At 70.0% G+C, this 25,183-nt stretch carries 32 protein-coding genes and 3 pseudogenes; 16 read left to right on the top strand and 19 right to left on the bottom strand.

Annotated features, from left to right (window positions below; all coding sequences use genetic code 11):
• Positions 1–253 precede the first annotated feature (253 nt).
• Positions 254–487, bottom strand: a complete 234-nt coding sequence (locus ACWCQ6_RS29590) for a hypothetical protein (protein WP_451094357.1) — start codon at positions 485–487, stop codon at positions 254–256.
• Between the two features lie 1,020 nt (positions 488–1,507).
• Positions 1,508–1,930 (bottom strand): arsenate reductase ArsC, encoded by a 423-nt coding sequence (locus ACWCQ6_RS29585; protein ID WP_451094359.1) that lies wholly within the window; start codon positions 1,928–1,930, stop codon positions 1,508–1,510.
• Positions 1,931–2,024: 94 nt separating this feature from the next.
• On the opposite strand from ACWCQ6_RS29585, the gene ACWCQ6_RS29580 reads away from it, so the two are divergent.
• The 4 genes from ACWCQ6_RS29580 to ACWCQ6_RS29565 are packed head-to-tail and all read left to right on the top strand — an operon-like array spanning position 2,025 to position 4,727.
• Positions 2,025–2,333 (top strand): ArsR/SmtB family transcription factor, encoded by a 309-nt coding sequence (locus ACWCQ6_RS29580; protein WP_451094355.1) that lies wholly within the window; start codon positions 2,025–2,027, stop codon positions 2,331–2,333.
• Positions 2,330–3,445 (top strand): ACR3 family arsenite efflux transporter, encoded by a 1,116-nt coding sequence (gene arsB / locus ACWCQ6_RS29575; RefSeq protein WP_451094353.1) that lies wholly within the window; start codon positions 2,330–2,332, stop codon positions 3,443–3,445. Before ACWCQ6_RS29580 ends, arsB begins: the two co-directional genes overlap by 4 nt.
• Positions 3,445–3,669 carry a DUF2180 family protein gene (locus ACWCQ6_RS29570; protein WP_451094351.1) on the top strand — a complete coding sequence of 75 codons (225 nt, stop codon included), beginning with the start codon at positions 3,445–3,447 and terminating at the stop codon, positions 3,667–3,669. The genes arsB and ACWCQ6_RS29570 overlap by 1 nt, the downstream gene beginning before the upstream one ends.
• The gene (locus ACWCQ6_RS29565) at positions 3,666–4,727 is read left to right on the top strand and encodes an ArsO family NAD(P)H-dependent flavin-containing monooxygenase (protein WP_451094349.1); all 1,062 of its coding nucleotides are present in this window, start codon (positions 3,666–3,668) and stop codon (positions 4,725–4,727) included. The genes ACWCQ6_RS29570 and ACWCQ6_RS29565 overlap by 4 nt, the downstream gene beginning before the upstream one ends.
• Before the next feature lie 177 nt (positions 4,728–4,904).
• Here the strand turns inward: ACWCQ6_RS29565 and ACWCQ6_RS29560 are convergent, their stop codons facing one another.
• Entirely contained in the window at positions 4,905–5,276 is a 372-nt protein-coding gene (locus ACWCQ6_RS29560; protein ID WP_451094347.1) for a DUF3703 domain-containing protein, read from the bottom strand.
• Positions 5,277–5,335: 59 nt separating this feature from the next.
• Between ACWCQ6_RS29560 and ACWCQ6_RS29555 the strand changes: the two genes are divergently transcribed.
• Entirely contained in the window at positions 5,336–5,671 is a 336-nt protein-coding gene (locus ACWCQ6_RS29555; protein WP_451094345.1) for an ArsR/SmtB family transcription factor, read from the top strand.
• Between the two features lie 2 nt (positions 5,672–5,673).
• Complete coding sequence (locus tag ACWCQ6_RS29550) at positions 5,674–6,384, top strand: cation transporter (protein ID WP_451094343.1); 711 nt, start codon at positions 5,674–5,676, stop codon at positions 6,382–6,384.
• 205 nt (positions 6,385–6,589) lie between these two features.
• Here the strand turns inward: ACWCQ6_RS29550 and ACWCQ6_RS29545 are convergent, their stop codons facing one another.
• Complete coding sequence (locus ACWCQ6_RS29545; RefSeq protein WP_451094341.1) at positions 6,590–7,642, bottom strand: flavin-containing monooxygenase; 1,053 nt, start codon at positions 7,640–7,642, stop codon at positions 6,590–6,592.
• Positions 7,643–7,706: 64 nt separating this feature from the next.
• On the opposite strand from ACWCQ6_RS29545, the gene ACWCQ6_RS29540 reads away from it, so the two are divergent.
• Positions 7,707–8,033 (top strand): ArsR/SmtB family transcription factor, encoded by a 327-nt coding sequence (locus ACWCQ6_RS29540; protein WP_451094339.1) that lies wholly within the window; start codon positions 7,707–7,709, stop codon positions 8,031–8,033.
• 29 nt (positions 8,034–8,062) lie between these two features.
• Here ACWCQ6_RS29540 and ACWCQ6_RS29535 read toward each other — a convergent pair whose 3' ends face one another.
• A complete protein-coding gene (locus ACWCQ6_RS29535; RefSeq protein WP_451094337.1) occupies positions 8,063–8,428 on the bottom strand; it encodes an ArsR/SmtB family transcription factor in 366 nt (121 codons plus the stop codon).
• Between the two features lie 104 nt (positions 8,429–8,532).
• On the opposite strand from ACWCQ6_RS29535, the gene ACWCQ6_RS29530 reads away from it, so the two are divergent.
• The 4 genes and pseudogenes from ACWCQ6_RS29530 to ACWCQ6_RS29515 all read left to right on the top strand — a co-directional run.
• Positions 8,533–9,927: an NAD(P)-binding domain-containing protein gene (locus ACWCQ6_RS29530; RefSeq protein WP_451094335.1), complete on the top strand. Its 1,395-nt coding sequence runs from the start codon at positions 8,533–8,535 to the stop codon at positions 9,925–9,927.
• 67 nt (positions 9,928–9,994) lie between these two features.
• A pseudogene (locus ACWCQ6_RS29525) lies at positions 9,995–10,225 on the top strand (VOC family protein); the annotation flags it as partial.
• Entirely contained in the window at positions 10,173–10,463 is a 291-nt protein-coding gene (locus ACWCQ6_RS29520) for a hypothetical protein (protein ID WP_451094333.1), read from the top strand. The pseudogene ACWCQ6_RS29525 and the gene ACWCQ6_RS29520, both read left to right, overlap by 53 nt.
• Positions 10,460–10,840: pseudogene (locus ACWCQ6_RS29515) on the top strand (MFS transporter); the annotation flags it as partial. The gene ACWCQ6_RS29520 and the pseudogene ACWCQ6_RS29515, both read left to right, overlap by 4 nt.
• Positions 10,841–10,918: 78 nt before the next feature.
• Here ACWCQ6_RS29515 and ACWCQ6_RS29510 read toward each other — a convergent pair.
• The 11 genes and pseudogenes from ACWCQ6_RS29510 to ACWCQ6_RS29460 form a co-directional block, all read right to left on the bottom strand.
• Positions 10,919–11,209: pseudogene (locus ACWCQ6_RS29510) on the bottom strand (DDE-type integrase/transposase/recombinase); the annotation flags it as partial.
• Positions 11,188–11,877 (bottom strand): hypothetical protein, encoded by a 690-nt coding sequence (locus ACWCQ6_RS29505; protein WP_451094331.1) that lies wholly within the window; start codon positions 11,875–11,877, stop codon positions 11,188–11,190. The gene ACWCQ6_RS29505 and the pseudogene ACWCQ6_RS29510, both read right to left, overlap by 22 nt.
• Before the next feature lie 11 nt (positions 11,878–11,888).
• Entirely contained in the window at positions 11,889–13,223 is a 1,335-nt protein-coding gene (locus ACWCQ6_RS29500; RefSeq protein WP_451094329.1) for a hypothetical protein, read from the bottom strand.
• Positions 13,220–13,588, bottom strand: a complete 369-nt coding sequence (locus tag ACWCQ6_RS29495; protein ID WP_451094327.1) for an ATP-binding protein — start codon at positions 13,586–13,588, stop codon at positions 13,220–13,222. The genes ACWCQ6_RS29500 and ACWCQ6_RS29495 overlap by 4 nt, the downstream gene beginning before the upstream one ends.
• Entirely contained in the window at positions 13,560–15,560 is a 2,001-nt protein-coding gene (locus tag ACWCQ6_RS29490; protein ID WP_451094325.1) for an ATP-binding protein, read from the bottom strand. Before ACWCQ6_RS29490 ends, ACWCQ6_RS29495 begins: the two co-directional genes overlap by 29 nt.
• A gap of 614 nt (positions 15,561–16,174) precedes the next feature.
• On the bottom strand, positions 16,175–16,327 hold the full coding sequence (locus ACWCQ6_RS29485) for a hypothetical protein (RefSeq protein WP_451094323.1): 153 nt from the start codon (positions 16,325–16,327) through the stop codon (positions 16,175–16,177).
• Positions 16,324–16,635, bottom strand: coding sequence for a hypothetical protein (locus ACWCQ6_RS29480; RefSeq protein ID WP_451094321.1), 312 nt, complete (start codon positions 16,633–16,635; stop codon positions 16,324–16,326). The genes ACWCQ6_RS29485 and ACWCQ6_RS29480 overlap by 4 nt, the downstream gene beginning before the upstream one ends.
• 5 nt (positions 16,636–16,640) lie before the next feature.
• Positions 16,641–17,114: a conjugal transfer protein gene (locus ACWCQ6_RS29475; protein WP_451094319.1), complete on the bottom strand. Its 474-nt coding sequence runs from the start codon at positions 17,112–17,114 to the stop codon at positions 16,641–16,643.
• A gap of 32 nt (positions 17,115–17,146) precedes the next feature.
• Positions 17,147–17,665 carry a hypothetical protein gene (locus ACWCQ6_RS29470; RefSeq protein ID WP_451094317.1) on the bottom strand — a complete coding sequence of 173 codons (519 nt, stop codon included), beginning with the start codon at positions 17,663–17,665 and terminating at the stop codon, positions 17,147–17,149.
• Positions 17,662–17,859, bottom strand: a complete 198-nt coding sequence (locus ACWCQ6_RS29465; protein ID WP_451094315.1) for a hypothetical protein — start codon at positions 17,857–17,859, stop codon at positions 17,662–17,664. The genes ACWCQ6_RS29470 and ACWCQ6_RS29465 overlap by 4 nt, the downstream gene beginning before the upstream one ends.
• Positions 17,860–18,027: 168 nt before the next feature.
• Positions 18,028–18,870, bottom strand: a complete 843-nt coding sequence (locus ACWCQ6_RS29460) for a hypothetical protein (protein WP_451094313.1) — start codon at positions 18,868–18,870, stop codon at positions 18,028–18,030.
• 490 nt (positions 18,871–19,360) lie between these two features.
• On the opposite strand from ACWCQ6_RS29460, the gene ACWCQ6_RS29455 reads away from it, so the two are divergent.
• Positions 19,361–19,576: a hypothetical protein gene (locus tag ACWCQ6_RS29455; protein ID WP_451094311.1), complete on the top strand. Its 216-nt coding sequence runs from the start codon at positions 19,361–19,363 to the stop codon at positions 19,574–19,576.
• Positions 19,577–19,712: 136 nt separating this feature from the next.
• Here the strand turns inward: ACWCQ6_RS29455 and ACWCQ6_RS29450 are convergent, their stop codons facing one another.
• Positions 19,713–20,096 carry a DUF6415 family natural product biosynthesis protein gene (locus ACWCQ6_RS29450; protein ID WP_451094309.1) on the bottom strand — a complete coding sequence of 128 codons (384 nt, stop codon included), beginning with the start codon at positions 20,094–20,096 and terminating at the stop codon, positions 19,713–19,715.
• Entirely contained in the window at positions 20,093–20,443 is a 351-nt protein-coding gene (locus ACWCQ6_RS29445; RefSeq protein ID WP_451094307.1) for a hypothetical protein, read from the bottom strand. The genes ACWCQ6_RS29450 and ACWCQ6_RS29445 overlap by 4 nt, the downstream gene beginning before the upstream one ends.
• Before the next feature lie 159 nt (positions 20,444–20,602).
• On the opposite strand from ACWCQ6_RS29445, the gene ACWCQ6_RS29440 reads away from it, so the two are divergent.
• Both ACWCQ6_RS29440 and ACWCQ6_RS29435 read left to right on the top strand, forming a co-directional pair.
• Positions 20,603–21,562, top strand: a complete 960-nt coding sequence (locus ACWCQ6_RS29440; protein ID WP_451094305.1) for a hypothetical protein — start codon at positions 20,603–20,605, stop codon at positions 21,560–21,562.
• 14 nt (positions 21,563–21,576) lie between these two features.
• A complete protein-coding gene (locus ACWCQ6_RS29435; protein ID WP_451094303.1) occupies positions 21,577–22,173 on the top strand; it encodes a GNAT family N-acetyltransferase in 597 nt (198 codons plus the stop codon).
• Here ACWCQ6_RS29435 and ACWCQ6_RS29430 read toward each other — a convergent pair.
• Positions 22,148–23,194: a helix-turn-helix transcriptional regulator gene (locus tag ACWCQ6_RS29430; protein ID WP_451094301.1), complete on the bottom strand. Its 1,047-nt coding sequence runs from the start codon at positions 23,192–23,194 to the stop codon at positions 22,148–22,150. The two genes, ACWCQ6_RS29435 and ACWCQ6_RS29430, sit on opposite strands and share 26 nt — an antisense overlap.
• A 93-nt stretch (positions 23,195–23,287) precedes the next feature.
• On the opposite strand from ACWCQ6_RS29430, the gene ACWCQ6_RS29425 reads away from it, so the two are divergent.
• Complete coding sequence (locus ACWCQ6_RS29425; RefSeq protein WP_451094299.1) at positions 23,288–23,686, top strand: VOC family protein; 399 nt, start codon at positions 23,288–23,290, stop codon at positions 23,684–23,686.
• A 47-nt stretch (positions 23,687–23,733) separates the two neighbouring features.
• Positions 23,734–24,837: an IS481 family transposase gene (locus ACWCQ6_RS29420; RefSeq protein WP_451094297.1), complete on the top strand. Its 1,104-nt coding sequence runs from the start codon at positions 23,734–23,736 to the stop codon at positions 24,835–24,837.
• The last annotated feature ends 346 nt before the right edge of the window (positions 24,838–25,183 follow it).

Here is a 25,183-nt window from a genome sequence, read left to right as displayed (position 1 = left end):
GATCGGCCTGGGGATCGGGGGGTACACGGCCGGACGGAGGGCCCGGCGGCCGCTCGCGGCTGTGCCGCCGTGGCCCGCGGTCTAAGCTTGGCTTTCAGCCATGGGCACCTGGCGCGCGCGGTCTGCTGCCGCTCTCGCAGCGCCCTGACGAGGAGTCCGGTTGCCTGCCCGATATCCGTGCCGACGGTGCTGGAGGGCCTGGGATTCGGAGGTCCCTCCGGCATCGCCAAGGAACGGATCAGGCTGGTTGAGGTCAGTAGAACATCCAGGCCGGTACCAAGTTGCCGTTGAAAGTGAACATCACTTCGCCGGCCACGCACGGTGGGGCTGAATTCGCCACAGCGGCCGCTTGGGTAGGGTCTCCGTAGTTGCCCATCCAGCGCCAGGTCTTGAGAGACCTTTCCGCAGCAATGCCTTGCTTGATTTTGATCCCTTCCTCCACGGAAAGAACTCGATCAGCAGCGATTTCCTCGTTTTGATTCGCCATGCCGCTCCTCCTGTTCAGTAGCTGGTTGTAGCGGTCAGCTACAGAGTGTGCCCAACTGCACCGATTCGCTAGACACGAGGTCGGCGTGCCAGCCGAAGGAGTGCAAGGTCTACCGCAGTGGCCCTGGGCCCGCCGATGTCCCGGAGCCGGAATCTCCTGCGGCACCTCACCGCCCAGTGACCACCCCCGACAAGCTCGCCCAGGAAGCCGCACGACTTCTCGCCCGCATCCGTGAGTGGGAGTTCTCGCTTCCGTGTCCGGGATGGTTCTCAGCCTGATGTCCGGCCTTGGGCGCTGTGGGCCAGGCCGGTTCGGGTGTTGCTATGGGGGTGTTGAGCAGTGATGGCCGGGCGCTGGTGCAGGACAAGCAGTGAGGATTGGCTGGTCACTGAGTGAGGAATGCCTGGTCAGTGGGGCGGGAGCTCCAAGAGGGGTGGGCCCGGCATTAGCCGGTCACGGGCGTCCCGGCTGCTCGACGTCGCTCACGCACTGGGGTCATCCAGGCCGCCGTGGCCGCAGGAATCCCGTATGCGTGACCTGTCCTGTTCTCCTGGTGGGGCGGTATGGCCTGCGGTCTCGCGACCGCCCGTGAATGCGGCCGGACCGCGGTGGCCGACATGTGGCGCGATGTCCTGGACCGCGACCGCACCGGCGCTCTCCTGCCCAGGACGTGGGCGGCCGCGCGAGGCCTGCGCACTCATCCTCCGCTCCGTTTGAGGAGGCGGACCACGCCCCGACCCGTCGGCGCCGACCAGGACGACGACACCGTGGAGCTGCTCGCGCCCTGGTCGCGGGTGTGGGGCTGGCCGCCCGCCCTTTCCACTGCGGTACGCCGCTTGAAGCCGGCGGGGGCCTCCACCCCTCGTTGCGCCGGCGTCCCGGTGCCGTTCGAGCAGACCGTCGCACAGGAGGAGAACCTGGTGACGCTGCCTGCCAGGGCCGGCCCGGCCGGGAGGTCCCGGGGCCGGATTCCCAAGCCGCATCAGGCGGGGCCGGAGCCGATGACGTCGTGTATGTCGCTTACGCCGTGGCTTCCGGGGCGATCTCTGCGATCAGGCCCTGGACGAGGGTCTTGATCTCGTCGCGGATGGGCCGGACGGCTTCGACGCCCTGTCCGGCCGGGTCCTCGAGCTTCCAGTCGAGGTAGCGCTTGCCGGGGAAGACCGGGCAGGTGTCTCCACAGCCCATCGTGATGCACACGTCGGACTCGCGGACGGCGTCGATCGTGAGGATCTTCGGAGTCTCGGCGGAGATGTCGATGCCGACCTCGGCCATCGCTTCGACGGCGGCGGGGTTCACAGTCTCCCCGGGGTTGGAGCCGGCGGAGCGGACCTCGACGCGGTCCCCGGCCAGGTGGGTCAGCCAGGCGGCGGCCATCTGGGAGCGGCCGGCGTTGTGGACGCAGACGAACAGGACGGACGGCTTGCCGGAGGACTCGGCCATATTGATCGTTCTCTCTCGTCGCATGGCGGCACCAGCCGCCAATGACTTCAGCCCCAGCTGGTATCAGCAGGCAATGATGTGAGAGTATCAGTGCATGCTGACTTCAGTCGATCCTGATGTGATCCGGGTGCTGGGCGATCCGCTCCGCCTCCGGATCGTGACCCTGCTGGCGCGCGAGACGCTCTGCACGACGCACCTGGTCGAGGAGACCGGGGCCAAGCAGACCAACCTCTCCAACCACCTGAAGGTCCTGCGCGAGGCCGGGCTGGTGGAGACCGAGCCGTGCGGCCGCTTCACCTACTACAAGCTCAAGCCCGAGGTCCTGGCCGGTCTGTCCGAGCAGTTCGCCGCGCTGGCCGAGTCCGCACGTACCGCCGGCGAGAACAAGAGGGCCTGCCCGTGACCTCCACCGAACCCACCACCACCGCCACGGCGACCGGTGACGACTCGATCGTCAAGAAGCTCTCCACCCTCGACCGCTACCTCGCGGTGTGGATCCTGCTCGCCATGGCCGTCGGCCTGGGCCTGGGGCGGCTGATCCCCGGGATGAACGATGCGCTGGCGAAGATCGAGATCGGCGGGATCTCGCTGCCGATCGCGCTCGGCCTGCTCGTGATGATGTACCCGGTGCTGGCCAAGGTCCGCTACGACAGGCTCGACACCGTCACCGGCGACCGCAAGCTGATGGTGTCCTCGCTGGTCATCAACTGGATCGTCGGCCCGGCGGTCATGTTCGCGCTCGCGTGGATCTTCCTGCCGGACCTGCCCGAGTACCGCACCGGATTGATCATCGTCGGCCTCGCCCGCTGCATCGCCATGGTCATCATCTGGAACGACCTCGCCTGCGGCGACCGCGAAGCCGCAGCCGTACTCGTCGCCCTCAACTCCGTGTTCCAGGTCATCGCGTTCGGCCTGCTCGGCTGGTTCTACCTCGACGTGCTGCCCCAGTGGCTGAATCTCGGCGACGGCCAGGGCCTGGACGTCTCCGTCCGGCACATCGCCCTCAACGTCATCATCTTCCTCGGCATCCCGCTGCTGGCCGGCTTCCTCACCCGCCGCATCGGCGAGCAGAAGATGGGCCGCGAGAACTACGAGACCAAGTTCCTGCCGAAGATCGGCCCCTGGGCGCTGTACGGGCTGCTCTTCACGATCGTCATCCTGTTCGCCCTCCAGGGGAAGACGATCACCTCGCAGCCCCTGGACGTGGTCCGGATCGCACTGCCGCTGCTCGTCTACTTCGCGATCATGTTCTTCGGCACCTTCCTGCTCGGCAAGGGACTGGGGCTGGCCTACGACCGCACCGCGACCCTGGCGTTCACCGCGGCGGGCAACAACTTCGAGCTCGCCATCGCCGTCGCCATCGCGACCTTCGGCGTCACCTCCGGCCAGGCCCTGTCCGGCGTCGTCGGCCCGCTCATCGAGGTGCCCGTCCTGATCGGGCTCGTGTACGTGTCCCTGGCCTGGCGCAAGAAGTTCAGCCCCGCAGCACTCACCACCCCGGGAAGGGACGACTGATGCACTGCCTCGACTGCCGCACCACGGGAACGAACAGCACCACCGTCGGCGTCTGCCAGGGCTGCGGAGCCGGAGTCTGCGCGGCGCATGCCCGTATCGCGACCCGGAGCGTGCGACGCGGCAGCCTGATCGGCACCCCCGGCGAGGCCAAGGCACGGACGGTGCTGTGCCCGGTGTGTGCCGCAGTCGAGGCACCGGCCGCACCGGCTCCGGCTGCCCCGTGACCGGCACGGTGGACGTGGTGGTGATCGGCGGCGGACAGGCAGGGCTCGCCGCTGGGTACCACCTGCGCCGCAAGAAGCTGGACTTCGTCATCCTCGACGCCCAGGAAGAGCCGGGCGGTGCCTGGCAGCACACCTGGGACTCCCTGCACCTGTTCTCCCCGGCCGCCTTCTCCTCCCTGCCCGGCCGCCTCATGCCCACCCAATCCGGCGAGGAGTACCCGGACGCCGGACACGTGGTGGAGTACCTGACCGACTACGAAACGCGCTACGGCCTGCCCGTCCACCGCCCGGTCCGCGTCCAGGCGGTGCGCCGGGACGCGGACCGTCTGCGGGTGGAGACGGACACCGGTGCATGGTCGGCGAGGGCGGTCGTCTCGGCGACCGGTACCTGGTGGCGCCCCTTCCTCCCGGCCGTCCCAGGTCGGGGAGTATTCACCGGCCGTCAGCTCCATACCACCGGCTTCCGCAGCCCATCCGACTTCGCCGGACAGCGGGTCGTCGTGGTCGGCGGCGGGAACTCCGGCGCGCAGATCGCCGCCGACCTGGCGGTGGCAGACGACGTCGACCTGACCTGGGTCACCCAGCGCCCACCCCGCTTCCTCGCCGACGACATCGACGGCCGCGCACTCTTCGACGCCGCCACCGCCCGCCGCCGCGCCCTGGACGAGGGTCGCACCGACACCGGGGGCGTCGCTTCGCTCGGCGACATCGTCGCCGTCCCACCGGTCCGTGCAGCGCGGGACGCCGGACTGCTGAAGGCCCAGCCGATGTTCGAGCGGTTGGTCGCCAACGGCGTCCGGTGGAGCGACGGAACGTCCGCACCGGCGGACGCGGTGATCTGGTGCACCGGCTTCCGACCCGCCCTCTCCCACCTCGCCCCGCTGGGCCTGCGCGGGACTCGTGGCCACATCGCCGCCGACGGCACCCGCGCGGTCGGCGAGCCACGGTTGCACCTGCTCGGCTACGGCGACTGGACGGGACCGGCCTCCGCCACCCTCATCGGAGTGGGGCGTCCCGCACGCGATGCCGTCCGGCAGATCACCGAGCTGCTGGCCTGAGTGTCGGAGGCATGCGGGCCAGATCCGGAAAAGGTTGCCAGTCCGTGCGGCGTTGCTCGGACGCCGGTCTTCGTGCGACTACTGGCCTGCAGCCAGGCCAGTGCTTCGCCTCTCCCGAAGGCCATCCATCTGAGCTCACCAGCCTGCTTGACCTTGGCAACAGCAGACGCAAAAGCATCACGGCTTCAGGGTGACCCCGGCCCCGCGCAGCAGTGCGGCGAGGTCGTCGGGGATGGGCATGGGAGTGGTCAGTCCGTCCCGGGTGCGGCCGGTGTTGCCATTGGGGTACTTCCCGGCCGCCGAGCCGGGGCCGGCCACCGCCAGTCGCACGAGCTGGCCGAGGACTTCCCTCGGGTCCCGGTCGTGTACGGCGAGGCGGAGCATCACCGCGTGGGTTCGGGTGTGGGCCATCGGCCAGGGCTGGGAGAGGACGTGAGCCCGCCCGGCGGCCCGCCACCTCTCCTGCATCGGCCCCGGTGCGCGGGCGGCGGCCATCTCGGCGGTGAACGCTGCGCGTATCGGCTGGGACATCGGGACGCGGCGAGGCATGACAGATCTCCAATAGTTCAGGATTTCCTGGATTCAAGCATCTGTGTATCGTTCTGTCCATGCTGACCCTCGCTACCGAGCTTGACGTCCTGACCCGGTTCGGCCGGGCGCTGGCCGACCCGATCCGCTGCCGGTTGCTGCTCGTCCTGCGTGAGGCTCCGGGCTATCCGTCCGACCTCGCCGAGGCGCTGGGCATCTCCCGCACCCGGCTGTCGAACCACTTGGCGTGCCTGCGCGACTGCGGTCTGGTCGTGGCCGCACCCGAGGGCCGCCGCACCCGCTACGAGTTGGCCGACGAGCGCCTCGGGCACGCGCTGGACGACCTGCGCACCGCGGTCCTCGCGGTCGAGGCGGACAAGACCTGTGCGGACGCCGCGGAGAAGGGCTGCTGCTGACCATGACCGCCGAGATATCCCTGGGCTCCGCTCCTGACCGCCGTGACCTACTGGCCCGGCGCATACGCCTGCTGGTCGCCGCGACCATCACGTACAACGTCATCGAGGCCATCGTCGCGATCACCGCCGGGACGATGGCCTCCTCCACCGCGTTGGTCGGCTTCGGCCTGGACTCGGTCATCGAGGTGTCCTCCGCCGCGGCGGTCGCCTGGCAGTTCTCTGCCCGCGAGCACGCAGTGCGCGAGGCCAGGGAGAAAGCCACCCTGCGGATCATCGCGGTGTCGTTCTTCGTTCTTGCCGCGTATGTCACCGTCGACGCCGGCCTGGCGCTGGCGGGCACGGGAGAAGCGGAGCAGTCGGTCCCCGGCATCGTCATCGCCGCGCTGTCCCTGGCGATCATGCCGTTCCTGTCCGCCGCCCAGCGCAAGGCCGGACGCGAACTGGGTTCGGCCAGCGCGGTCGCCGACTCCAAGCAGACCCTGCTGTGCACCTACCTCTCCGCCGTCCTCCTGGTCGGTCTGGTCCTCAACGCCACGCTCGGCTGGTCCTGGGCCGACCCGATCGCCGCCCTGGTCATCGCCGCCATCGCGGTCAAGGAAGGCCGCGACGCCTGGCAGGGAAAGGGCTGCTGCACGTCGCCAGCCGCCGCGGTGCCGCCCTCAGGCGCCGAAGTGGACACTTGCGGCTTCCTACCCGGTTGCGACTGCTGCTGACCGGTGCGGGGACACGGGCCCGACGGGAGATGGACAGCGGTTGCGGCCGCAGGGCCGCCCGCCCTCCTCATTCCTCGTCTGCGGAAGCCTTACTGGGCAGGGGGGCTCAGGTCACCGGGCAGATCCGGAAGCCGGAAGGGGCAGCGGCCCCACATGTTGATGTGGTGCCGCGGATGTTTCTCAGCCCCCGATCCTGATTCCGGGCTCACCTGGCCACTGCGGTACGCATCCGCTTCAGGACGTGCGCGGCGTCGCGGCCCACGCCGCGCAGGGTCTTGGACGAGAAGCTGCGCTGGAACTCCATGCCGATGAAGCCGAGTCCCGGGACCGCGGTGGAGAGGCCGCCCCGGTGCAGTGGCTCGCCGTTAGCGTCGAGGCCGCCGCTGTCGCGCAGGAAAGGGAACGTGACGCGGTATCCGGTGGCAAGTACGACCGCGTCAACCGCTTCCTTCGTTCCGTCGGCCCACACGACGCCGTCGGCCGTGAAGCGGCTGAACATGTCGCGTCGGTCGACGCCGTGCTGGTTCAGGGCGGTGCGGTAGTGGCCGTCATCGAGCACCGACACCGGGACCTTCTCCAGCAGCTGCCGGATCGGTGCGATGTCGAGGCGGGTGTGCTTGAGCCACCAGTGCAGGTCCCGGCCGAGCGGGCGCTGGGGTGTCCATCCGATTGGGCGCCGGGTGGCCAGGGTGGTGTCGGCGAGCGGGCCGAGTTCGGCGGCGATCTGGATCGCGGAATTGCCTCCGCCGACCACGACGACCCGCTGCCCGGCGAACGTCTCCGGGCTGCGGTAGCCGGCGGCGTGCAGCACCCGGCCGCCGAAGTCCGCCTGTCCGGGAACGTCCGGCATGAAGGGTGTGCCGTAGTCGCCGGTCGCGGCGACGACCGCCCGAGCGGTGAACTCCCGCCCGTCCTCGGCCCGCACGGACCAGGTGCCGTCCTGGCGTGTCACGGAGGTGACGGTCGTCGAGGTGCGGATGTCGGCGGGCAGACGGTTGGCGTAGTCGCGGAGGTAGTCCACCACTTCGTCCCGCTGCGGGTAGCGGTCCGGGGCGCCGGGGAAGCGTATACCGGGCAGGGACGAGTACCGGGCCGGGGAGAACAGGGTGAGGCTGTCGTAGTGCCTGGGCCAGGACCCGCCCGGCTCCTCGGCGCCCTCCAGCACCAGAATGCGGGTGAAGCCGTGGCGCGGGGCGAGGGCCGCGGTGGCCAGGCCGGACTGCCCGGCACCGATGACGACGAGATCGGCATGCTCCATGAGAACGTGAACCCTTTCGATGAGTCGTTGTTTCGGGAAGTGACGAAATGTTGGGCATGAAGTGGTGACAGAGAACAACAGCGAACAGCCCGCGGTGGATCCGGCGACGGCCGACTTCCTCAAGGCCCTGGCCAGCGAAACCCGTCAGAAGGTGATGCAGCAGTTCACCGGGGGGATCGAGCTGACGGTCGGCGAGATTGCCCAGCGGTGCGCACTGAAGCCCTCGACCGCTTCAGAACACCTGAGCCTGCTGCGCCGAGGCGGGTTGGTGGTCTCCCGCAAGGAGGGCAAGCAGGTCTTCTACCGGGCTGATGGAGCCACCATGGCCGAGCGCGTCTCCGCCCTCCAGGCGTATCTGGCGCGGTGCTGCCCGCCCGACTGCACCGGCTGACCTGCCGGCGCGGGGCCGCTGGCCGTTGATCAGGTGCGCAGGTCGAGCATGGCGGACATGGCCGCCACGACGGACGGGGCGACCTGGTAGTACACCCAGGTCCCGCGCCGCTCCGAGGTCAGCAGGCCGGCCTCGCGCAGCTTCTTCAGGTGGTGGGAGACGGTCGGTTGGGAGACGCCGACGTCGGAGATGTCGCACACGCACGCCTCACCGCCCGGATGCGAGGCGACCTTGGAGAACAGGCGCAGCCGCACCGGGTCCGACAGGGCCTTGAACATCGCGGCCATCTTCTCAGCGTCGTCCTGCGACAGCTCCCCAGCGGTGATCGGCGGGCAGCACGGCGCTACAGTCCCCGCGCCGAGGGCCGGCAGCTCCGCAATCTCTGACTTCGACATATGTCTATGTTGACACTCGTCGATACCCAGTGGCAAGCTCCAGATATCGACAGCAATCGAAGCAGCGGTCGGAGCGGCCGCCTAACTCGGAGGACATCACCGCCATGACCACCACTGCAGACCTGCCGGTCGTCGTCATCGGAGCCGGCCCCGCCGGGCTGGCAGCCGCCGCCCACCTGGTCGAGTACGGCATCGAACCACTGGTGCTGGAAGCCGGAGACACCGCCGGAGCGACGGTGCGCGAGTGGTCCCACGTGCGGCTGTTCTCCACTTGGGGCGAGATCGTCGATCCCGCCGCCGAGAAGCTCCTCGCCCCGACCGGCTGGACCAAGCCCGACGCGGCCACCTACCCGACCGGCGGGGACTGGGCCGAGCAGTACCTCCAGCCCCTCGCCGACGTACTCGGCGACCGTGTCCGCACCAGCGCCCGGGTGACCGGCGTCTCCCGCACCGGCCGCGACCGCATCGTCGACGCCGACCGCGAAACCCAGCCCTTCGTCGTCCACGTTGCCTACACCGACGGCCGCGAGGAACGCCTCTTCGCCCGCGCCGTCATCGACGCCTCCGGCACCTGGACCACCCCCAGCCCGGCCGGCGCCAGCGGCCTGCCCGCCCTCGGCGAAAAGACGGCAGCCGACCGCATCACCTACCGCGTCCCCGACCTCAAGGACCCGGCCGTCCGCGCCCGCTACGCAGGCAAGCGCACCGCCGTCATCGGCTCCGGCGCCTCCGCGTTCACCGCCCTGGCCACCCTCGCCGACCTCGCGAAGGACGAGCCCGGCACACACGCGGTGTGGATCCTGCGCCGCGGCATCAGCGGCTCCACCTTCGGCGGCGGCACCGCCGACCAGCTCCCCGCCCGCGGCGCCCTCGGCCTCGCCGCGAAGGCAGCCGTCGACAACGGCCACGCCGACGCGGTCACCGGCTTCCGCACCGAGGCCATCGAACGCGACACCGACGGCCGCCTGATCCTGGCCGACGAGGACGGACGCCGCCTCGACCCGGTCGATGAGGTGACCGTCCTGACCGGCTTCCGCCCCGACCTGTCCTTCCTCTCCGAGATCCGCCTCGGCCTCGACGAACGCCTCCAGGCCCCCGTCGAGCTCGCCCCGCTCATCGACCCCAACCAGCACTCCTGCGGCACCGTCTACCCCCACGGCCACCGCGAACTCTCCCACCCCGAACCCGGCATCTACCTGGTCGGCATGAAGTCCTACGGCCGCGCCCCCACCTTCCTCGCTATGACCGGCTACGAGCAGGTCCGCTCCATCGTCGCCGCGATCGCCGGCGACCTGGAATCCGCCGACAAGGTCGAACTCACCCTCCCCGAAACCGGAGTCTGCGGCGGCGCCGGACTCTTCGACGACCCGGCAGCCGAACAGACCGACGCCGGAGGCTGCTGTGCTGCTCCGGCACCCGCACTCGTACAGATCGGCGTCGGCACCTCTCTGCCGGTCGCGGCCGCCGAGGGAACCCCGTCGTCCGGCAGCTGCTGCTGACCTGATCCCAGCGCCCCGGCCCCCGACGGCCGCCGGGGCGCTTCCAACCTGTGTCAGGAGGATCGTCATGTCCCGAGTACAGCTCGCACTGTGCGTCCCCGACCTTCCCGCCTCGATCGCCTTCTACAGCAAGCTTTTCGGTACCGAGCCGGCCAAACTGCGTGACGGCTACGCCAACTTCGCCATCACCGCCCCCCCCGCTCAAACTCGTCCTCATCCAGGGCACACCGGACGAGGACACGCGCATGGACCACCTCGGCATCGAAGTCGACACCACCGAAGCCGTCCACGCCGCCACCACCCGCCTCACCGACCAAGGCCTGGCCACCGGCATCGAGAACGACACCACCTGCTGCTACGCACTCCAGGACAAAGTCTGGGTCCACGGCCCCGGCCAGGAACCGTGGGAGGTGTACGTCGTCAAGGCCGACGCCGACTCCCTGGCCAAACAGAAGAGCAGCATCTGCTGCGCGGACCCAGCCGTCACCGGAGCAGGCCCGGCCGCACCAGTCGAGGCCGGTGGCTGCTGCCCGTGACCGAGCTCAATACGCGCGGGGTCCTGATCGGCACAGGGGACAGGTCGCGGCCCCGCGCAGTACTCCCGGCCTTGTGCATCACACAGATCACCAGCTGGGGAATCGTCTACTACGCCTTCCCCGTGCTCAACCCCACCATCCCCGCCGACACCGGCTGGCCCACCGGCGCAACGACAGCCGCGTTCTCCGCAGCCCTGCTCATCTCCGCCTTCGCCGGAATCCGGGTCGGCCGGATCATCGACCACCGCGGCCCGCGCACCGTCATGACCGCAGGCTCCGTCCTCGGCGTGGCAAGCCTGCTCATCATCGCCGCCGCACCCAACCTGCCCGTGTTCTTCGCCGGTTGGCTGCTGGCGGGACTGGCCTTGGCGGCCACCGGCGCTGTCACGTTGTTGGGTGTGTGAGTGCCTGACGGTGCGTCGGGGCGTGGCGGGGGTCGGGTTTCGGGCCGGTGTTCAGGCTGCGGCGGGCTGGCCGGCAGCGCCGGTGACCTGGTCCCAGATGGCGAAGCGGATGGTCATCTCGGTGCGGTAGCTGGGAGCGGTCATCAGGTGGCGGCGGGGTCGGAAGTGCGGTGAGATGCTGCTGAACGCGGCCAGGAACCGCTGGGCTGCGCCGACGCTGCGGAAGCTTTTCATGGCGCGTTCGCGTTGCCGGGTCGGCTGGTGGCTGTTCTCCGCCCGGTTGTTCAGGCCCTTGTGGGAACGGTGCTCGACCGAGGGCATCAGCTCCCGGTGGCGCCCGCTTCGATGGTGCGGCCGGTGAGCTGTGTCAGTCCTGCCACGGCGCGGCCCCCGCCCTGGGCGAGCCGGCCGCCGAGGCGCGTGGCGAGCCGGGTGGTGCCGATGCGTCCGGCGCCGCCGAGTGCGGCACTGGTTCCTCCGGTGGCGACGGCCGCGCCGAGCATGAGCCCGCCGAGCAGCAGGCCCTTGCCGAGCCCGCTGCGCCGCGGCGGGCTGACAGGGCCGGGTGAGGCGGCGCCGCCCAGGGGCGAGTTGCCGAGCCGGTGGCGGGCGCGTGCCACTGCTCCGCGGGTGGAGCGGGCGAGTCTCTTGCGGTAGATGAACGCGGCGACGCAGACGCAGTCCAGGAGGACGAACCGAATGGTGACACCGCCCGGCAGGTCGCTTTCCGGTGTGTTCAGTATGGCGTTGACGACGACGATGAAGACGGACAGGGAAGCGATGGAGGCGAGTATCAGGGCGAGGCCGCGGGCGATGGCCGCGGCCCGGTCCCACAGCCAGGCCCGGCCGGGGCCGGGCAGGATCCCCGCGGCGAGGGCCACCTTCGCGATCATCGCCTCGATGGCGATCTGCAGCTGGGCGAAGAGGAACGCAGCGTTCAGGACGATGACGAACGCGCAGGTGAGGAACGCGGCCAGGAGCATGAAGATGGCGCCGCCGACCTTGTCCATTGACGCTTTCTTCAGCGTGCCCGCGTTCGGCACGCACGCCTTCTCGAACGCCGCGATGGGCCTGCTGTGTGGACCTGTTCCAGCATCTGGGAAGAGGTGGCGTCGACGGTGGTGTCGACCATCCAGTTCTTGACGTTGTCGGGCAGCCCGATCCCGAACGGCAGGTCCTTGAGGAAGGACTTGCCCTTCTCCATCGTGGAGTCGACGAGCTGGTCGAACACGGCCTGCTGGATCCGTGAATCGCGGAACTTCTTCCTGCAGCTGCCCTCGAAGGTCCGCCCGTAGGACAGGAGCATGGCCGGCCGGGCGACGAACGCGTCCACGAGGGCATTGGTGATGGGCCGGGCCAGCGCGCTCGGCGACGAACGGACCTGCGCACCCACGGTCGACCCGGAAGGCTTCTTCTCCCATTCGCTCTCGGTGGTCGGCCGGTTCGAGTCGATGGCCTCTTTGTCCAGGACCAGGGCGGCGGTCTCGACAGCCAGGGCCCGCACCGTGCCCACCACCCCGGTGTCGGGGCTGAGCAGGAGCTGCGGGGGCGAGGCGAGCGCGCCGAGCGCGAGCGCGGAAATGACCAGCGCCGCAGCCATCTCGCCCCAGCCACGAGCCCGGTTCCCGAACAGCAGATGCCACGCCGCGACGACCATCGTGAAGGTGAGGAAAAGTGCCGGCAACCCCATCTGCACGACGACCCCGCCATACAGCGACGTCGAGACCTGCAGCGCCGGCTTGAGCATCAGCCCGGCCAAGGAGAACGCGACGCTCCAGGTCAGGAGGAAGCAGGCGAAGCTGACGATCCACTTGTTCCCCATGAACGCCATCTCGACGAGGAACGCATCGACGCTCAGGTCCCAGTCGTTCCAGTCCCCGGTGTCGGAGTAGATGCGGTACGAGCTGACCGGATTCCCGTCCCGGTCCGTCACCTCGAACGCGGACAGCACCCCGACCTGCGCGGCCCGGTCCTTCTTGTACTTCGCCACGAGCTTGTCGAACTCGGTGCGGGCGGCCTTCTCCTTCTTCTCGGCCTCCGTGGTCGCGTCCCGGATCAGCGGGGAGTCGTCCGGCCTGCCTGGGGTACCCGGGTCGGGCACCATCGGGCTCGGGTCGAGCGGGTTGTCCGGGCCGGGCAGCGTCGGGCCCACCGAAGGCGTCGGCGACGGTGCCGGGGCCGCGCTGGCCGTCACGGTCGCCAGAACCAGCGACGTCAGGCACGACAGCGCCAGCAGCGCCAGGCCCACGGCCATGGACCGCCCGGGGCGCAGCCACCGCTTGATCCCCTGCAGCACTCGTATGCCCTGGGTGCGTGCTGTCGGTGTTTCCGCCGGTGCGGCGGCCCGCCTGGTCATGCTGCTGCGCTCTGCATGGGCTGGGAGTGGATGTGAGCGACGGCCTGTTCGTCGGCGGGCAGCGTGACCTGCATGGCGCCGATCCGCCCGGTCAGATCGCGGTGCAGGCACTCGCCGGCCCGCGCCGCGCGTTCCTCGTCGCTGAGCTCGGGGCTGTTGGGCGACAGCCCGGTCGTGACCAGGGTGAGGAGGTCTTCGTCGTCCGGGTTGCAGCCGAGGAAGCGCAGGGCCCGGCGGGCGAGGTTGGTGTCCGTGGGCCGGAAGACGAACTTGCGGGGGATCAGGCCGCGCAGGATCTGCCCGTTCTCGTTGTCGGCCGGGCCGATGTCGTCCTCGTCATGCCCACCGAAAAAGGGCACCGGCATTGTGCTTGCGCCCGTCCTTGACCAGTTCCAGCGCCAGGGCCAGGCCCTCGGGGGTGGAGGTCAGCCACCAGCACTCGTCCCACACCACCAGGGCGAACTCGTCCAGGTCCGCGTAGGCGACTTTCCGGGACAGGGCGGCGATCAGGTACATCACCGCACGCCCGAAGATCTTCTCGAACTCCAACTTGTCCAGCCGGTCCCCACCGCCGCGCAGTTCGCTCTTGGTGGGCAGCGCGAGCGAGGACACCGAGAAGACCAGGGTGTCGGCCGACGAGCCGCGGACCACGGGCAGCGATTCGTCGAAAATGGCACGGGCCAGATCCTTGCGCCTGACTGCGGACAGACGGCGGGCAGCCATCGCCGAATGGGTGTCACCGGACGCACCGCGGTTGGTGAGCTCCTCGACCAGGACCCGCATCGACGGGTGGGGCTCGGCCAGCACCGCCTCGACCGCCTCGGACAACGCGATGCCCTCATCACTCATCGGAGCCAGCCCCAGCAGCAGCGTCAAGAACGACTCGGTGAACCGCTGTGCCTCCCGCCCGGTGAACGTGCGCAGCGGATCGAGGGAGACGGCGGCCTGGTCGTCGATGGTGATGCACTCGGTCTCACCCGGGCATGCCTGCGCGTAGCGGAGCCATTCCTGGCGCGGGGTCCGGTCCACGATCACGGCCCGGCCGCGCCGCGTACCGCCCCGCACCCGCCGGCCCGCGGCGAGCACGGAGTAGACGGCCGACTTCATCGCGGTCGTCTTGCCCGCACCGAGCTCCCCGATGAACGCGGCGGTCGCCGAGGTGTTCTCCCGCGGGCCGCGCGTCCAGTCCGTCAGTACCGGCCGGACTCCGCCGCCGGCCAGCTGCAGCCCGAACAACGGCCCCGTGGCATCGCCGAGCCCGCTGCCCGTGAACGGGCCGGCCATCGCGAAGTCCCGCGCCACCAGATATTGCGCGTACTGGGCCATGACCTGCGGGGTGCGGGTACCGGGCAGCATCCCGTGCCAGAGATTTTCCTGCTCGCCGCGCGGCCGGGCGAAGGTGTACTCGTTGCCGGCGAAGTGCCCGGCGAGCTCCCCGGCCCGCCGCTCGGCCTCCTCCGGGGTGCCGCCCCACACGCACAGGGCGGTCATGGCACGGACCTCGACCTCTGTGCTGGAGGCGGTCAGCCGCTCGCGGTACTCGTCCAGGCTTCCCACCGCCTTGTCGACGCTGGCCGGGACACCCGCGGTCTCACCGTCGTACTCGCTGTACTGGTTGGCGAGCTCGCGCGCCTGACGCCGGGTCTTCGCCTCCGCCTCGGTGCCAGAGGAGACGTGCAGGCGCACCACCCAGTCCACCGGGAACGAGAACGCGTCCAGCGACGACAGATACTCAGACCCCGGGAAAGCGAACGCCTCGGGCATCTCGGAAAGGGCGAGCATCACCTGATACGAGGGCCCCCACTCCGTGGTCACCTCCAGCCACCGCCGCGCAAAGGGATTCCCGCGCCCCGCCTTCCGCCGCCCAGCGCGCCGTGTGGTCCGGCCGGAGCCGGCTGCGCCGCCGCTCAAAGCCTGCTCGTCGAGCAGGTTGCCGCCCTCGGCGAGCACCACCTGACCCAGCGCCGCCGCACCCCGCCCCCGGCCCCGCATCAGAGGACCCGCCCCGTCCGGCAGCACCGGTTCGAGCACACCACGACGGGCACTGTGCCCGTAGATCCACAAAACCTCAGCAGCCGTCGCCGGACGCAGAGCAATGGCCGACGGCCACACCGACGCCATCCGCTGAGCCTGGGCCAAGCGCTCGTCCTCCTCGCGCGCCGACACCGGCCGCGGCAGCAGCCCCAGCTGCAGGGCAATATCTGCCCGCGCCGCCGCAAACGCCTCCCGCGCCGACTCCCCGCGCGTCATCGGCAGCGGCACCGCCAGCCAGTCGGTACGCCCCGTCAGCTCCAGCTGCTCCAGCTGCCCCCGCAGCACACACCGGGCAGCGAGCAACGCCGCCGCGACCGGCGCCGGCCGCCGCCCACCCGCCCCACGTGCCCCACGTGCTCCACGTGCTCCACGTGCTGCACCGTTGGCCACCGGAGCGCTCTTCGCCGCGGTGCTGCGCCCGGCGGCCATCCCTCGGGAAGCCACAGCCGGCGACCGGACCGGGCGGAGCACACGATCGCCCGAGCTCCTGCTTTCCGCTCGGGACTGCGGTGCGGCCCAGGTGACGCTGCACACCCCGATCAACGGCCGGTGACCGCCCAACGCCCTGAGCGGACGCCCGCCCAGCCGCCCCCGGACGGCCTCGTCACCAGTGAGGCGGAACTCGCAGCCACAGCCAGCGGATTACGGCCGTCGACCCGGATGTGGCGCACCAGCAGCGACAACCCGTAGGGCCCACCGATCGCGATCACGTTGTTGAACAGCCCGCGCCCACACCCCCCGCGTCAGCACCAGGCCCGCGAGCGAGACGGCCAGGACCACGACCTGCGGCACCGTGTACGGACCACCCCAGATCCGCCCACGCCCACCGGGCCACTTCCCGATCATCAAAGGGTGGCGGCGCGCCCGGGTGTAGCACCTACCGATCAGCATCTCCGGCGACGATTCCGCAGCGCCGCTCATCGCAGCTCACCGAACATTTGCCACAACGTCGCCGCGCTGATGAACACTGCTTCCGAAGCGGCCAGCAGGGAACGGATCTTGGCCCACACGTACGACACGGCGAACCGAACGACCAGCACCGCCGTACACCCGGCGAGAAAGCCGGTCATCGCTGGTCACCGGGCACCGGCTCGATGACCCGGACCACCGCGTGACCGGCGCCCGCACTCTTGGTGGAGCTACTCGGCGTGAGGTCCTCACCCACACTGTCGAGGAACACCGTGGCATTCATCACCGCGAACCACAGCGCCGCTGCACCGACGAATGCCACGCCGGCGGACAGCACCGAATTCGTCTTTGCCCAGGTGACTGCCACCGACGCGGCCAGCATGAGCCCCATCACTGAGCCGACCAGCACAGCTGTGATCTCCTGGCTGAGCTGGTCGACGTCGCTGATTGTTCCGGCCAGTACCGTCATGTCCATCACTGCTCGGTCTCCTTCGTTCCGGTCCCGGCCGGCTCGTTGCTCAGCACGGGGGCGCCTTCCACGGATGCGATCTCCCAGCGCCCGTCCCGCGCGGTGATCGTGATTGCGTACGTCAGCGGCCGCTTCTGACCGTCGGCATCGGACGCGGTGATGTCGACAAGGAGCCGTCTGCGCGCCCCGTCCGACTGCGGCCCGGCGCTGCCCGGGTCGCTCGTGCCGACCTCGGCGAGCCGGTCCACCTCGACCTGCGTGTACGGAGCGGGCGACACCGCAGCCAGGGCCGTACCGGGGGACAGGTAGCGGTCGAGCTCACCACTGCCGGCGAGATAGGCGGCGAAGAATCCCGTGAGCGTCTGCCCAGCCGGATCGGTACTAGCGGACCGGGACCGACTGCCCGTACGCCAGCACCGGGGCCTCACCGGACAGCGGCGCGCCCACTTCGGCCGGCAGAGCAGCAGCCGCCAGGGCACCCCCCCGTACCGGTTCTGACCGGGACCTGGAATTACCGCAGCACCGGCCCGGACCCGGTCCCGACCTCGTCCGGCTCCGGCTTCTTCTTTCCGTCCGCAGCACCGGCCGGGGCCACTCGGGCAGCCACGGTCACCGACCAGTAGCCGGAGGACACGAGCCGCACCCGCACCGCCGCGACTTCTTGCGCCCGCTGCACACCCGGATCCGCCGTCAGGCTCACGTCGCGGGCATTCGGCAAGAACGGAGCCAACAACGCCTCGGTGCCCTCCCCGGCCGTCAGGTACGCGCTCACGAACAGCTCGGCGAACCCGCCCGGCCCCGTCGGCTGCCCGGCCGTGGGCTGTTCCTGGCGCACCGGGGCCGCAGGCGCCGTGACCGAGGGCTGGGACACGAGCGCCCACCCCGCCAGAACCGGGCCGGCCACCAGAAGCGCCCAGGCTGTACGGCGGAGCACCGTCACCGTGTTCGCCGCAGCGCTCAGGGAACCCAGCGACCAACCGCCCGCCTCGGCCGGCAACACGTTCTCCGCGTGCTCCTTGCGGCGCTTCACGGCTGCTCCTGCCGCATCCGGGCAGCCAGCCGGTCCCGCGCCGCCTTCGGCAACGCCGCCCAGCGGGCGAACGCCGCCTGCGCCGGTCCCGCGTCCTCATCGAGATAGGCGCGCATGGACGCCGCCGTTCGGTCCGCGAACGGCGCCATCTCCAGCTGCACCACCAGATCCCGCAGCCGCTGACGTGCCTGCATCAGCAGCTCGAAGTCCGTACCGTCCGTCCTCTGCCGCGGGCATCGGATCCGCCATGCCCTGCTCACTCCTCCCAAGCCCGGGTGCGGCAGCCGTTCCGCCACACACCCGGACCAAGGAGCCACCACTCCCCAGACGTGACAGCCGCAGCCGAGGAATCTGAGAAATCATCACGCGGCCTGCACCCACTGGTCAGCGATCGGCCGCAGTTGCCGTACGGTCCGGCTGCGGCGCTGCCGCCACGTCACCGCGGACACCCCGGCCCGCTCCGCGCTTTCCCGTGCCCCGGTCCGGGACTCGTCCGCGATCACCCGCGCCCGCACCACGTCGAGCAGGCCGGCGGCCACGGCCCACACCAGCAGCTCGACCAGCTCGCCCCGCGCACCAACCGGGACCTCCCCGGCCCGCAGCAGCCCGGCCTCGGCGGCCTGCCGCCGAAGGACCGTCCGCCAGACGGCCTCTGCCGGATCGGCCGCCGCCGGCTCGCCGGGTACGACCGCGGATTCGAGGACGGGGTGCCACGGCACCGCGTCCGTCTCCGTATCCGCCTGCAGCTCACGGCTCGCCAGATGCAGCGTCTCCAGGAGAAGGTTCGCCGCGACCCCGCCGTTCCGGCCGAGCGGATACCGGCGCACCACCTGATACAGGCACGCCACGACGACCTGACCCGTCTCGTCGAAATCCCGGCCGGCCCGCAGCAGCCGCTGCGTCATCCGCACCGCACCCGGCAGCATCGCCTGCACCACCACCCGCGCTGCCAACTGCGCCCCGGCCCCCTCGCCCGCAGCACGCTCCAGGAGTACCCGCATCCACCGGTCACTGTGCACACGCCCCTGCGCCCGGTCCCTACGCTCCAGTTCGGCCAGCACTTCCTGAAGACCTGCCGCGTACCCGCTGCTGAGGACGACCCCGCCCTCCCGCAGCCAGCCCAGCACCATTTCGGCACGCCCGGCTCCGGCGCAGGCCAGCGCCCATTCGGCATCCAGCGACTCAAAAACCCGTGGTCCAGTCACGACAGCTCCCCGTTCAGGTGATGCCGTGAACTCTCCTCAGCGACCCTGACCCGACCGCTGACCCAAACCCCCGAACGCGCAGGTCAGAAGGTTGCCCAAAAGCCGACCCACGCTGTACCACGCGCGCTTGCGCTGACCCGCGGCGAGGACCGGACAGGGGATCCCCACCCTCGCCATCAGGGAAGGGCAAGGCGTACACACCCTGACGTCGCCAGCCGAGTACACGCAGGGCCAAACGCTTCGCGGACCCCGACGCAAATAACCGCGGCGAAGAAGAGACGCCCGCCAGCTGGGCTTGCGCCGCTAACCCCCTGGCTCGTCCATCGTGCTGCCACACCCCGCGACGCCCGACGTCGAGTGCTCGCGAAACCGCCTCAGCCGCCCTGCGAACAGGGCCGGATCGGATTTTCGCGAGAACTGGATCAGCCGGCCGTCAGCGCGGACTGTTGCCACCGCGCTCACCCGGAGCGCACCTACTCAAGGAGATTCCGTGTCCTCGCTCGCCCTGCTGATCCTGCTCGCCGTGCTCCTCGTCCTGGTCCTGGCCGTCGTCATCGTCCTGACGATGGGCTGCCTCGCCTACGTCACCCACCGCCACCCGTCCCTCACGCCGCCGTTGACGGTCGCCATCGGCGGCGCAAGCTTCCTGATCGCCTGCGTCGCGGTCGCCGTCGCTGCCGTCGCCGCCGTCCTGATCACCCGATGACGCCGCGCACCGCCCGTTCCCGGGCCGGGCCGACGGCCACCGGGCACCCGTTCCGGGCCCCGCCACGGAGCTGCACCAGCGGCCGGACCGGTCCGGCGGGCGGCGGGTCAGCAATCGGGTCAGCGCGTCGCAGACGTCAGGAGGACGGAACAGGCCGAGCCTTGTCGATCTGGTCCAGCGCCCGGTACAGCGCCCGCACCAGCCGGGCCCGCTGCTGCGCGTGCGCGAGGGTGGTCTGGGAGGCCACCGACAGGCGGCGCTCCGCCTCCTGGAGGACCTGCTCGGCCACCGGCCGCAGCTTGCTGTCCTTGGCCAGGGCCTCAACGTGCCGGCTGACTTCGGCGGCGACGAGTCGGGCGTGCCCGGTGAGGAGCAGAGCGATCTGCGCGCAGTCGCCCGCCCGCAGACCGCTCGCGTCCTTCCGTGCCAGCATCGCATCGACCAGCGCCATCATGGGCGCGCGATCGAGCGGCAGCTCCTCGGCCAGGAGCGCCTCGGGGTCGTACAGCACCGCGTTCATGACCGTGGGTCCTCTTGTTCCAGGCCCGTGACCAAGTCGGTCGGGTCGGTGGCGATGACGAACAGCCTGCGGCCCAGCAGCCAGGACCGTTGCGCGTTCCAGTCGTGCCAGCGGTAGGCGATGTGTGCGAACGCGGGGACGACGATCCCGGCGATTCGGCCGCCGTCCACCGCTGCGCGGATCCGTGCCCAGCCCGGCCGCAGCTCCGTGTCCTGGTCGAGCGGCCCGGTGTCGGTCACCGCGCAGCCGGCCGGAACGGCCCAGCCCCGCGCCTGCGCGTGTGCGGCCAGGGGCGCCGTCACCAGGTGTTCCGTGCCCGGCACCGGGACCACGGCATACAGCGCCACCGCGGTCACCGGCGCGACGGGGGCCCGTCCACTGCCGGGGCACGAAGGGCTGCGATCTTCCTGCGCACCCGGAACAGGGACCGGATAGTTTTACCAAGCGGCAGAAGAGCGGCAGGACTACCGTCTGTGCCGCGACCGGAAACCTGCGGGGGGGAACCGATGGACAGACAGCGAAACACTCAACTCGAAGCCGCGATGGTCGAATACGGCTTCACGCACCAGGGCCTGGCCGACGAGATCAATCGCATCACCGGCCGGATCTTCGGAGAGTCCCACCCCCGCAAGTGCACCGACCGCCACGTCAGACGCTGGGTCAGCGGCGAAGTCCGATGGCCCTGGACCCGCTACCTTCACGCCCTGGAACAGCTCTTCGACCGCCCGGCGCAAGCACTCGGCTTCCTCCCAAGAGGCAGGAACAGCGCGAACCTGCCGGCCCCGCCGCGGTCTCCCGCACCGACGAAGGAGGCGCCCGTGCGCCGCCGCCGCTTCATCACCGCGACCGTCGCCCTCGCCCTCAACATCGACGAAACCCCCGTCAGCGGCCGGATGTCGATGAGCGACGTCGACCGCGCCCGCGAGCGGATCGACCGCCTCGACGCCCACTTCAGCGCCATCGGAGGCCAACCCCTCCTGACCGTCGCCACCGCCTACCTCGACCGCCTGACCACCGCAGCCGACCACTGCACCTACGGGCCACGCGTCGAGCAGGCACTCCACACCGCGATCGCATCACTCTGCAGCTCGGCCGGATGGGCAGCAGACGACGCCGGCGACCTGGACGCAACACACCTGTGGCGCACCACCGCACTGCAAAGAGCCATCCTCGGCACCAGCCACCAAGCCCAGGCCCGCGCCTGGTCCGACCTCGCCATCCACGCCCGACGCGGCGGCCACCACCGCGAAGCCCTACGCATCAGCCAGACCGCCCTCACCCTCCTCGAACCCCGCCTGCGCCGCAGCCGCACGTACTACGGAGTCCAGCTCGCCGAACTCCAACTCGCCCAGGGAAACACCGCCGACGTCCGAACCACCGCAACCACCATCGACGCCACGCACATCGGCAGCCACGCCATCACCAGCCGACTCGCCACCGTCCACCGCACCCTCGCCGCCGCATAGGAGAACCGCCCGCAGTGACCGCTGACATAGAACTCCGCCACTACACCACCCACCACCGCACCGCCCAGCTGCGCACGCTCCTGCTGGACGTCTTCGCCGAGGTGTACGAGAAGGAAGCGCAGACCGACCCGTTCTGCGCCGTCGACCGGTTCGCCGAAGGACTCAACAGCTGGATGACAGACCCCGGCTGGACCTGCATCGTCGGCTACGACCACGGACAGCCCGTCGGCTACGCCTACGGGGCTCCGCTGCATCCAGCCAGCCGCTGGTGGGGCGGACTGCTCACCGACGTACCCGCCGGCACCATCACCGAGACCGATACACGCACCTATGCACTCAGTGAGCTGATGGTCCGAACCCCCTGGCGCAAGACCGGCACCGCCCGCCGGCTCCACGACGAGCTGCTCGCCGCCCGGCCCGAGAAACGCGCCACGCTCCTGGTCCTGAAAGACCATCCCAAGGTCCGGGCACTGTACGAATCATGGGGCTGGCAGACACTGGGCGACCTACGCCCACGCATCCCGCACGCGCCACTTTTCCACTCCATGCTGCTGGACCTCCCACCAGACCACGGAACCGTCGCCACTACCGTTCCGACCGTAGAGCCCTAGCTGTGTCATCTCGTGACATTGGCTCCTCGCGGTCAGGCTCGGCGGCGTAGGACGTGAGGCGATCGGCGAGCGCGATGACGAGGTCGCGGAGTTCATCGGGGCGCTCGATGACGAACGGCCGGTTGAGTGAGGCGAGTACTGGAGGCAACCAGTCGAGTCGCTCCGCCCGTAGCTCGACGCGCAGCCAGCGCTCGGTCGCGCGGTCCTCGCCGGCTGCGGACTCGTGCTCCTCCAGGTTCGCGACGCTGATGGGCAGGTGGGCGCGGATCTGCTCAACTGTCCCGTGGATCCGCAAGATCACCTCATGCCGGTACTCGGCCGTGGCGAATCCTGACAACACGCGCTGTGCCGGACCGGGACCCACGAGCGTTTCGAATGAGCCGGGCAGGGTCCTCGCGTCTGCGATGCGATCGAGCCGGAAGGTTCGGTCCTCGCCGATCTGGGCGTCCTTGCCCGTGACGTACCACCGGCCCGAATGGGCGACGATCCCGTACGCGTGCAGTGTGCGTTCGCTGCGCCGTCCGTCGCGATCGGTGTAGCGGATCGAGACCGGTCGGTGATGGCGCACCGCATCGGCGATCGTGAGCAAGACCCCAGCGTCCGGGGTGTCGAACTTGCCGGGCTGATCCGTGAAGGCGAGAGCTTCCAGGAGTGTGTCGAGCCGGCGGGCGATGTGCTTGGGCAGCACTCGCCGGATCTTCGCCGATGCCGTCTCGTTTGCCGTGTGCTCCGTCGTCGTCAGCCCTGCTCGGCGGCCGGCGACCAGGCCGAGCAGTACGGCCAGCGCCTCGTCATCGCTGAGCATGAGCGGAGGCAAGCGGTACCCGGGGGCGAGCCGGTACCCGCCGTAGCGGCCGCGCACTGATTCCACGGGCACGTCGAGGTCGATCAGCTGGTCCACATACCGGCGCACGGTGCGCCCTTCGACGCCGACCCGGTCGGCGAGTTCGGCCACCGTCCGGGTGCCGCCCGACTGCAGCAGCTCCAGGAGTGTCAGCACGCGGCCGGTGGGTCGAGGCATGTCCGCAGCCTAACGCGAATACAGGACCGATTCTGTCCCCTATTTGTCCTAGCCTGCGACGTGCACGCCTCCAGCACAGCCAAGGAGATTCCCATGGACTTCGTCTCGATCCGCATCATCACCAGCGACGTAGCGCGCCTCGTCAAGTTCTACGAGCGAGCCACAGGGACGCGGGCGACGTGGGCCACCGAGGACTTCGCCGAACTCAAGACCGCGGGCGCCACCCTCGCGATCGCCGGCACCCGCACCGTCCCGCTGTTCGCCCCGGGCTCTGCCCGCCCGGCGGACAACCACAGCGTGATCACCGAGTTCCTCGTCGAGGACGTGGACCGTGTTCACCAGAACCTGACCGGCTTCGTTACCGACTTCATCAACGAGCCCACCACGATGCCCTGGGGCAACCGGTCGCTGCTGTTCCGCGACCCCGACGGCAACCTCGTCAACTTCTTCACCCCCGTCACCCCGGCGGCCATCGAAAAGTTGGCACGCTGACGCCGCGCAGCCGCTCATGCGGGAGCCCTGAGATCCCAGGGCTCCCGGTGAACGCGGCCGCCGAGTCCAGGAGCGCCACCAGCAGGGGACATCGGAACGCACCGCTGACCCCCGAAGGACGTCTGCGCTTGTGTCTGCGGGTCGATGCCGGACGTCCGATCGCGCACGTCGCTGTGGGAGCCGGGATCTCTCGCCGCTGCCTGGCCAAGTGGTACGCCCGTTGGCGCGCGCACGGCGAGAACGGCCTGCTCGACCACTCCTCCCGCCCCGCCACCAGCCCCGCCCGCACCCCCGAGGACATCGCTGACCTGGTGGAGGCGCTGCGGCGGCAGACCAAGCACGGACCAGCCCGGCTCGCCGCCGATCTACAGCGGCTGCACAGCGTCACACTCGCGCCAGCGACCGTGCACCGCATCCTGGTGAGGCGAGGACTCAACCGGCTCCGGGACCTGGATCCACCGACGGGCGAGCAGCTGCGCGAGATCATCCGCTACGAGCACGACCGGGTCGTCGACCTGGTCCACGTCGACATCAAGAAGCTCGGACGCATGCCGACCGGCGGCGGCTGGCGGATGCACGGCGTCGGCACCGAGTCCGCCCGCGCCTCCAAACGCACCGGTCCCGGCACCGGCAAGGTCGGATACACGTACCTGCATTCGGCGCTCGACGACCACTCCCGGCTCGCCTACACCGAGGCCCTGGACGATGAGAAGGCCGTCACCGCGGTCTCCTTCTGGCACCGGGCCGTTTCATTCTTCGTCGCCCACGGCATCACACCGATCCGCCGCTGCCTCACCGACAACGGCGCGTGCTACCGGTCTACGACCTGGGCTGACGCCCTCGCCGCGACCAGTACAAAGCACAAACGGACCAGGCCGTACACGCTGCGAACGAACGGGAAGGTGGAGAGGTATAACGGGACGCTCACCCGCGAGTGGGCGTACGTCCGTGACTACACAACCGAGCATGAACGCCGCGTCGCACTCGCAGAGTTCGCGAACTACTACAACCACGAGCGGCCGCACGCCGCGCTCGGAGGCCGACCGCCCATCAGCCGGACCGCCGGGAGCGACTACCGGATCGTCTTCGACCAGCCGCCCGAACCACTCGCGGACATCCCGCAGCAGTTCACCTTCGAGGACTTCGCGTGACCAAGGTCCCGAGACACCACACCTAGCGGGCCCGCCGGTTGCTCAACAGGTTGCGTAGCGGGTTGCTCAACAGGTTGCCAAGGGTGGATTCGCTTGACCGCTGTTCCCGCAGGTCAGCGGCGTGGGTCAGCGCGACGCAGACGCCGACACCTCTAATTCGTAAGCAATTAGAGGTTCTGGATCTCTGATGGGCCCGGGGCGGCGTTGTTCAGCCGAGGGCAGGACGTGTGTGGTCCGGTCGGTGCCGTGGTGACCCCTACGACACCTCCGACCGTGCGAGGTCTGTAGAAAGACCGGTGGTGCCGTGGTGCCGCCCGGTCCTCGCACGTTCTGCCCTCACGGGCCC

Source organism: Streptomyces sp. NPDC001880 (assembly GCF_053594575.1).
The sequence above is the reverse complement of the archived record's forward strand: the minus strand, read 5'-3'. Positions and strand labels throughout refer to the sequence as shown.

Coding starts and splice junctions, on each gene's coding strand:
- ACWCQ6_RS29440 (WP_451094305.1), top strand. CDS start 20,603: ATGGACAGACAGCGAAACACTCAACTCGAAGCCGCGATGGTCGAATAC.
- ACWCQ6_RS29555 (WP_451094345.1), top strand. CDS start 5,336: ATGCTGACCCTCGCTACCGAGCTTGACGTCCTGACCCGGTTCGGCCGG.
- ACWCQ6_RS29500 (WP_451094329.1), bottom strand. CDS start 13,223: ATGACCAGGCGGGCCGCCGCACCGGCGGAAACACCGACAGCACGCACC.
- ACWCQ6_RS29485 (WP_451094323.1), bottom strand. CDS start 16,327: ATGACCGGCTTTCTCGCCGGGTGTACGGCGGTGCTGGTCGTTCGGTTC.
- ACWCQ6_RS29495 (WP_451094327.1), bottom strand. CDS start 13,588: ATGCCGGTGCCCTTTTTCGGTGGGCATGACGAGGACGACATCGGCCCG.
- ACWCQ6_RS29545 (WP_451094341.1), bottom strand. CDS start 7,642: ATGGAGCATGCCGATCTCGTCGTCATCGGTGCCGGGCAGTCCGGCCTG.
- ACWCQ6_RS29560 (WP_451094347.1), bottom strand. CDS start 5,276: ATGCCTCGCCGCGTCCCGATGTCCCAGCCGATACGCGCAGCGTTCACC.
- ACWCQ6_RS29535 (WP_451094337.1), bottom strand. CDS start 8,428: ATGTCGAAGTCAGAGATTGCGGAGCTGCCGGCCCTCGGCGCGGGGACT.
- ACWCQ6_RS29505 (WP_451094331.1), bottom strand. CDS start 11,877: ATGGACAAGGTCGGCGGCGCCATCTTCATGCTCCTGGCCGCGTTCCTC.
- ACWCQ6_RS29585 (WP_451094359.1), bottom strand. CDS start 1,930: ATGGCCGAGTCCTCCGGCAAGCCGTCCGTCCTGTTCGTCTGCGTCCAC.
- ACWCQ6_RS29430 (WP_451094301.1), bottom strand. CDS start 23,194: ATGCCTCGACCCACCGGCCGCGTGCTGACACTCCTGGAGCTGCTGCAG.
- ACWCQ6_RS29520 (WP_451094333.1), top strand. CDS start 10,173: ATGGACCACCTCGGCATCGAAGTCGACACCACCGAAGCCGTCCACGCC.
- ACWCQ6_RS29465 (WP_451094315.1), bottom strand. CDS start 17,859: ATGCAGGCACGTCAGCGGCTGCGGGATCTGGTGGTGCAGCTGGAGATG.
- ACWCQ6_RS29530 (WP_451094335.1), top strand. CDS start 8,533: ATGACCACCACTGCAGACCTGCCGGTCGTCGTCATCGGAGCCGGCCCC.
- ACWCQ6_RS29450 (WP_451094309.1), bottom strand. CDS start 20,096: ATGAACGCGGTGCTGTACGACCCCGAGGCGCTCCTGGCCGAGGAGCTG.
- ACWCQ6_RS29550 (WP_451094343.1), top strand. CDS start 5,674: ATGACCGCCGAGATATCCCTGGGCTCCGCTCCTGACCGCCGTGACCTA.
- ACWCQ6_RS29480 (WP_451094321.1), bottom strand. CDS start 16,635: ATGACGGTACTGGCCGGAACAATCAGCGACGTCGACCAGCTCAGCCAG.
- ACWCQ6_RS29590 (WP_451094357.1), bottom strand. CDS start 487: ATGGCGAATCAAAACGAGGAAATCGCTGCTGATCGAGTTCTTTCCGTG.
- ACWCQ6_RS29425 (WP_451094299.1), top strand. CDS start 23,288: ATGGACTTCGTCTCGATCCGCATCATCACCAGCGACGTAGCGCGCCTC.
- ACWCQ6_RS29580 (WP_451094355.1), top strand. CDS start 2,025: ATGCTGACTTCAGTCGATCCTGATGTGATCCGGGTGCTGGGCGATCCG.
- ACWCQ6_RS29570 (WP_451094351.1), top strand. CDS start 3,445: ATGCACTGCCTCGACTGCCGCACCACGGGAACGAACAGCACCACCGTC.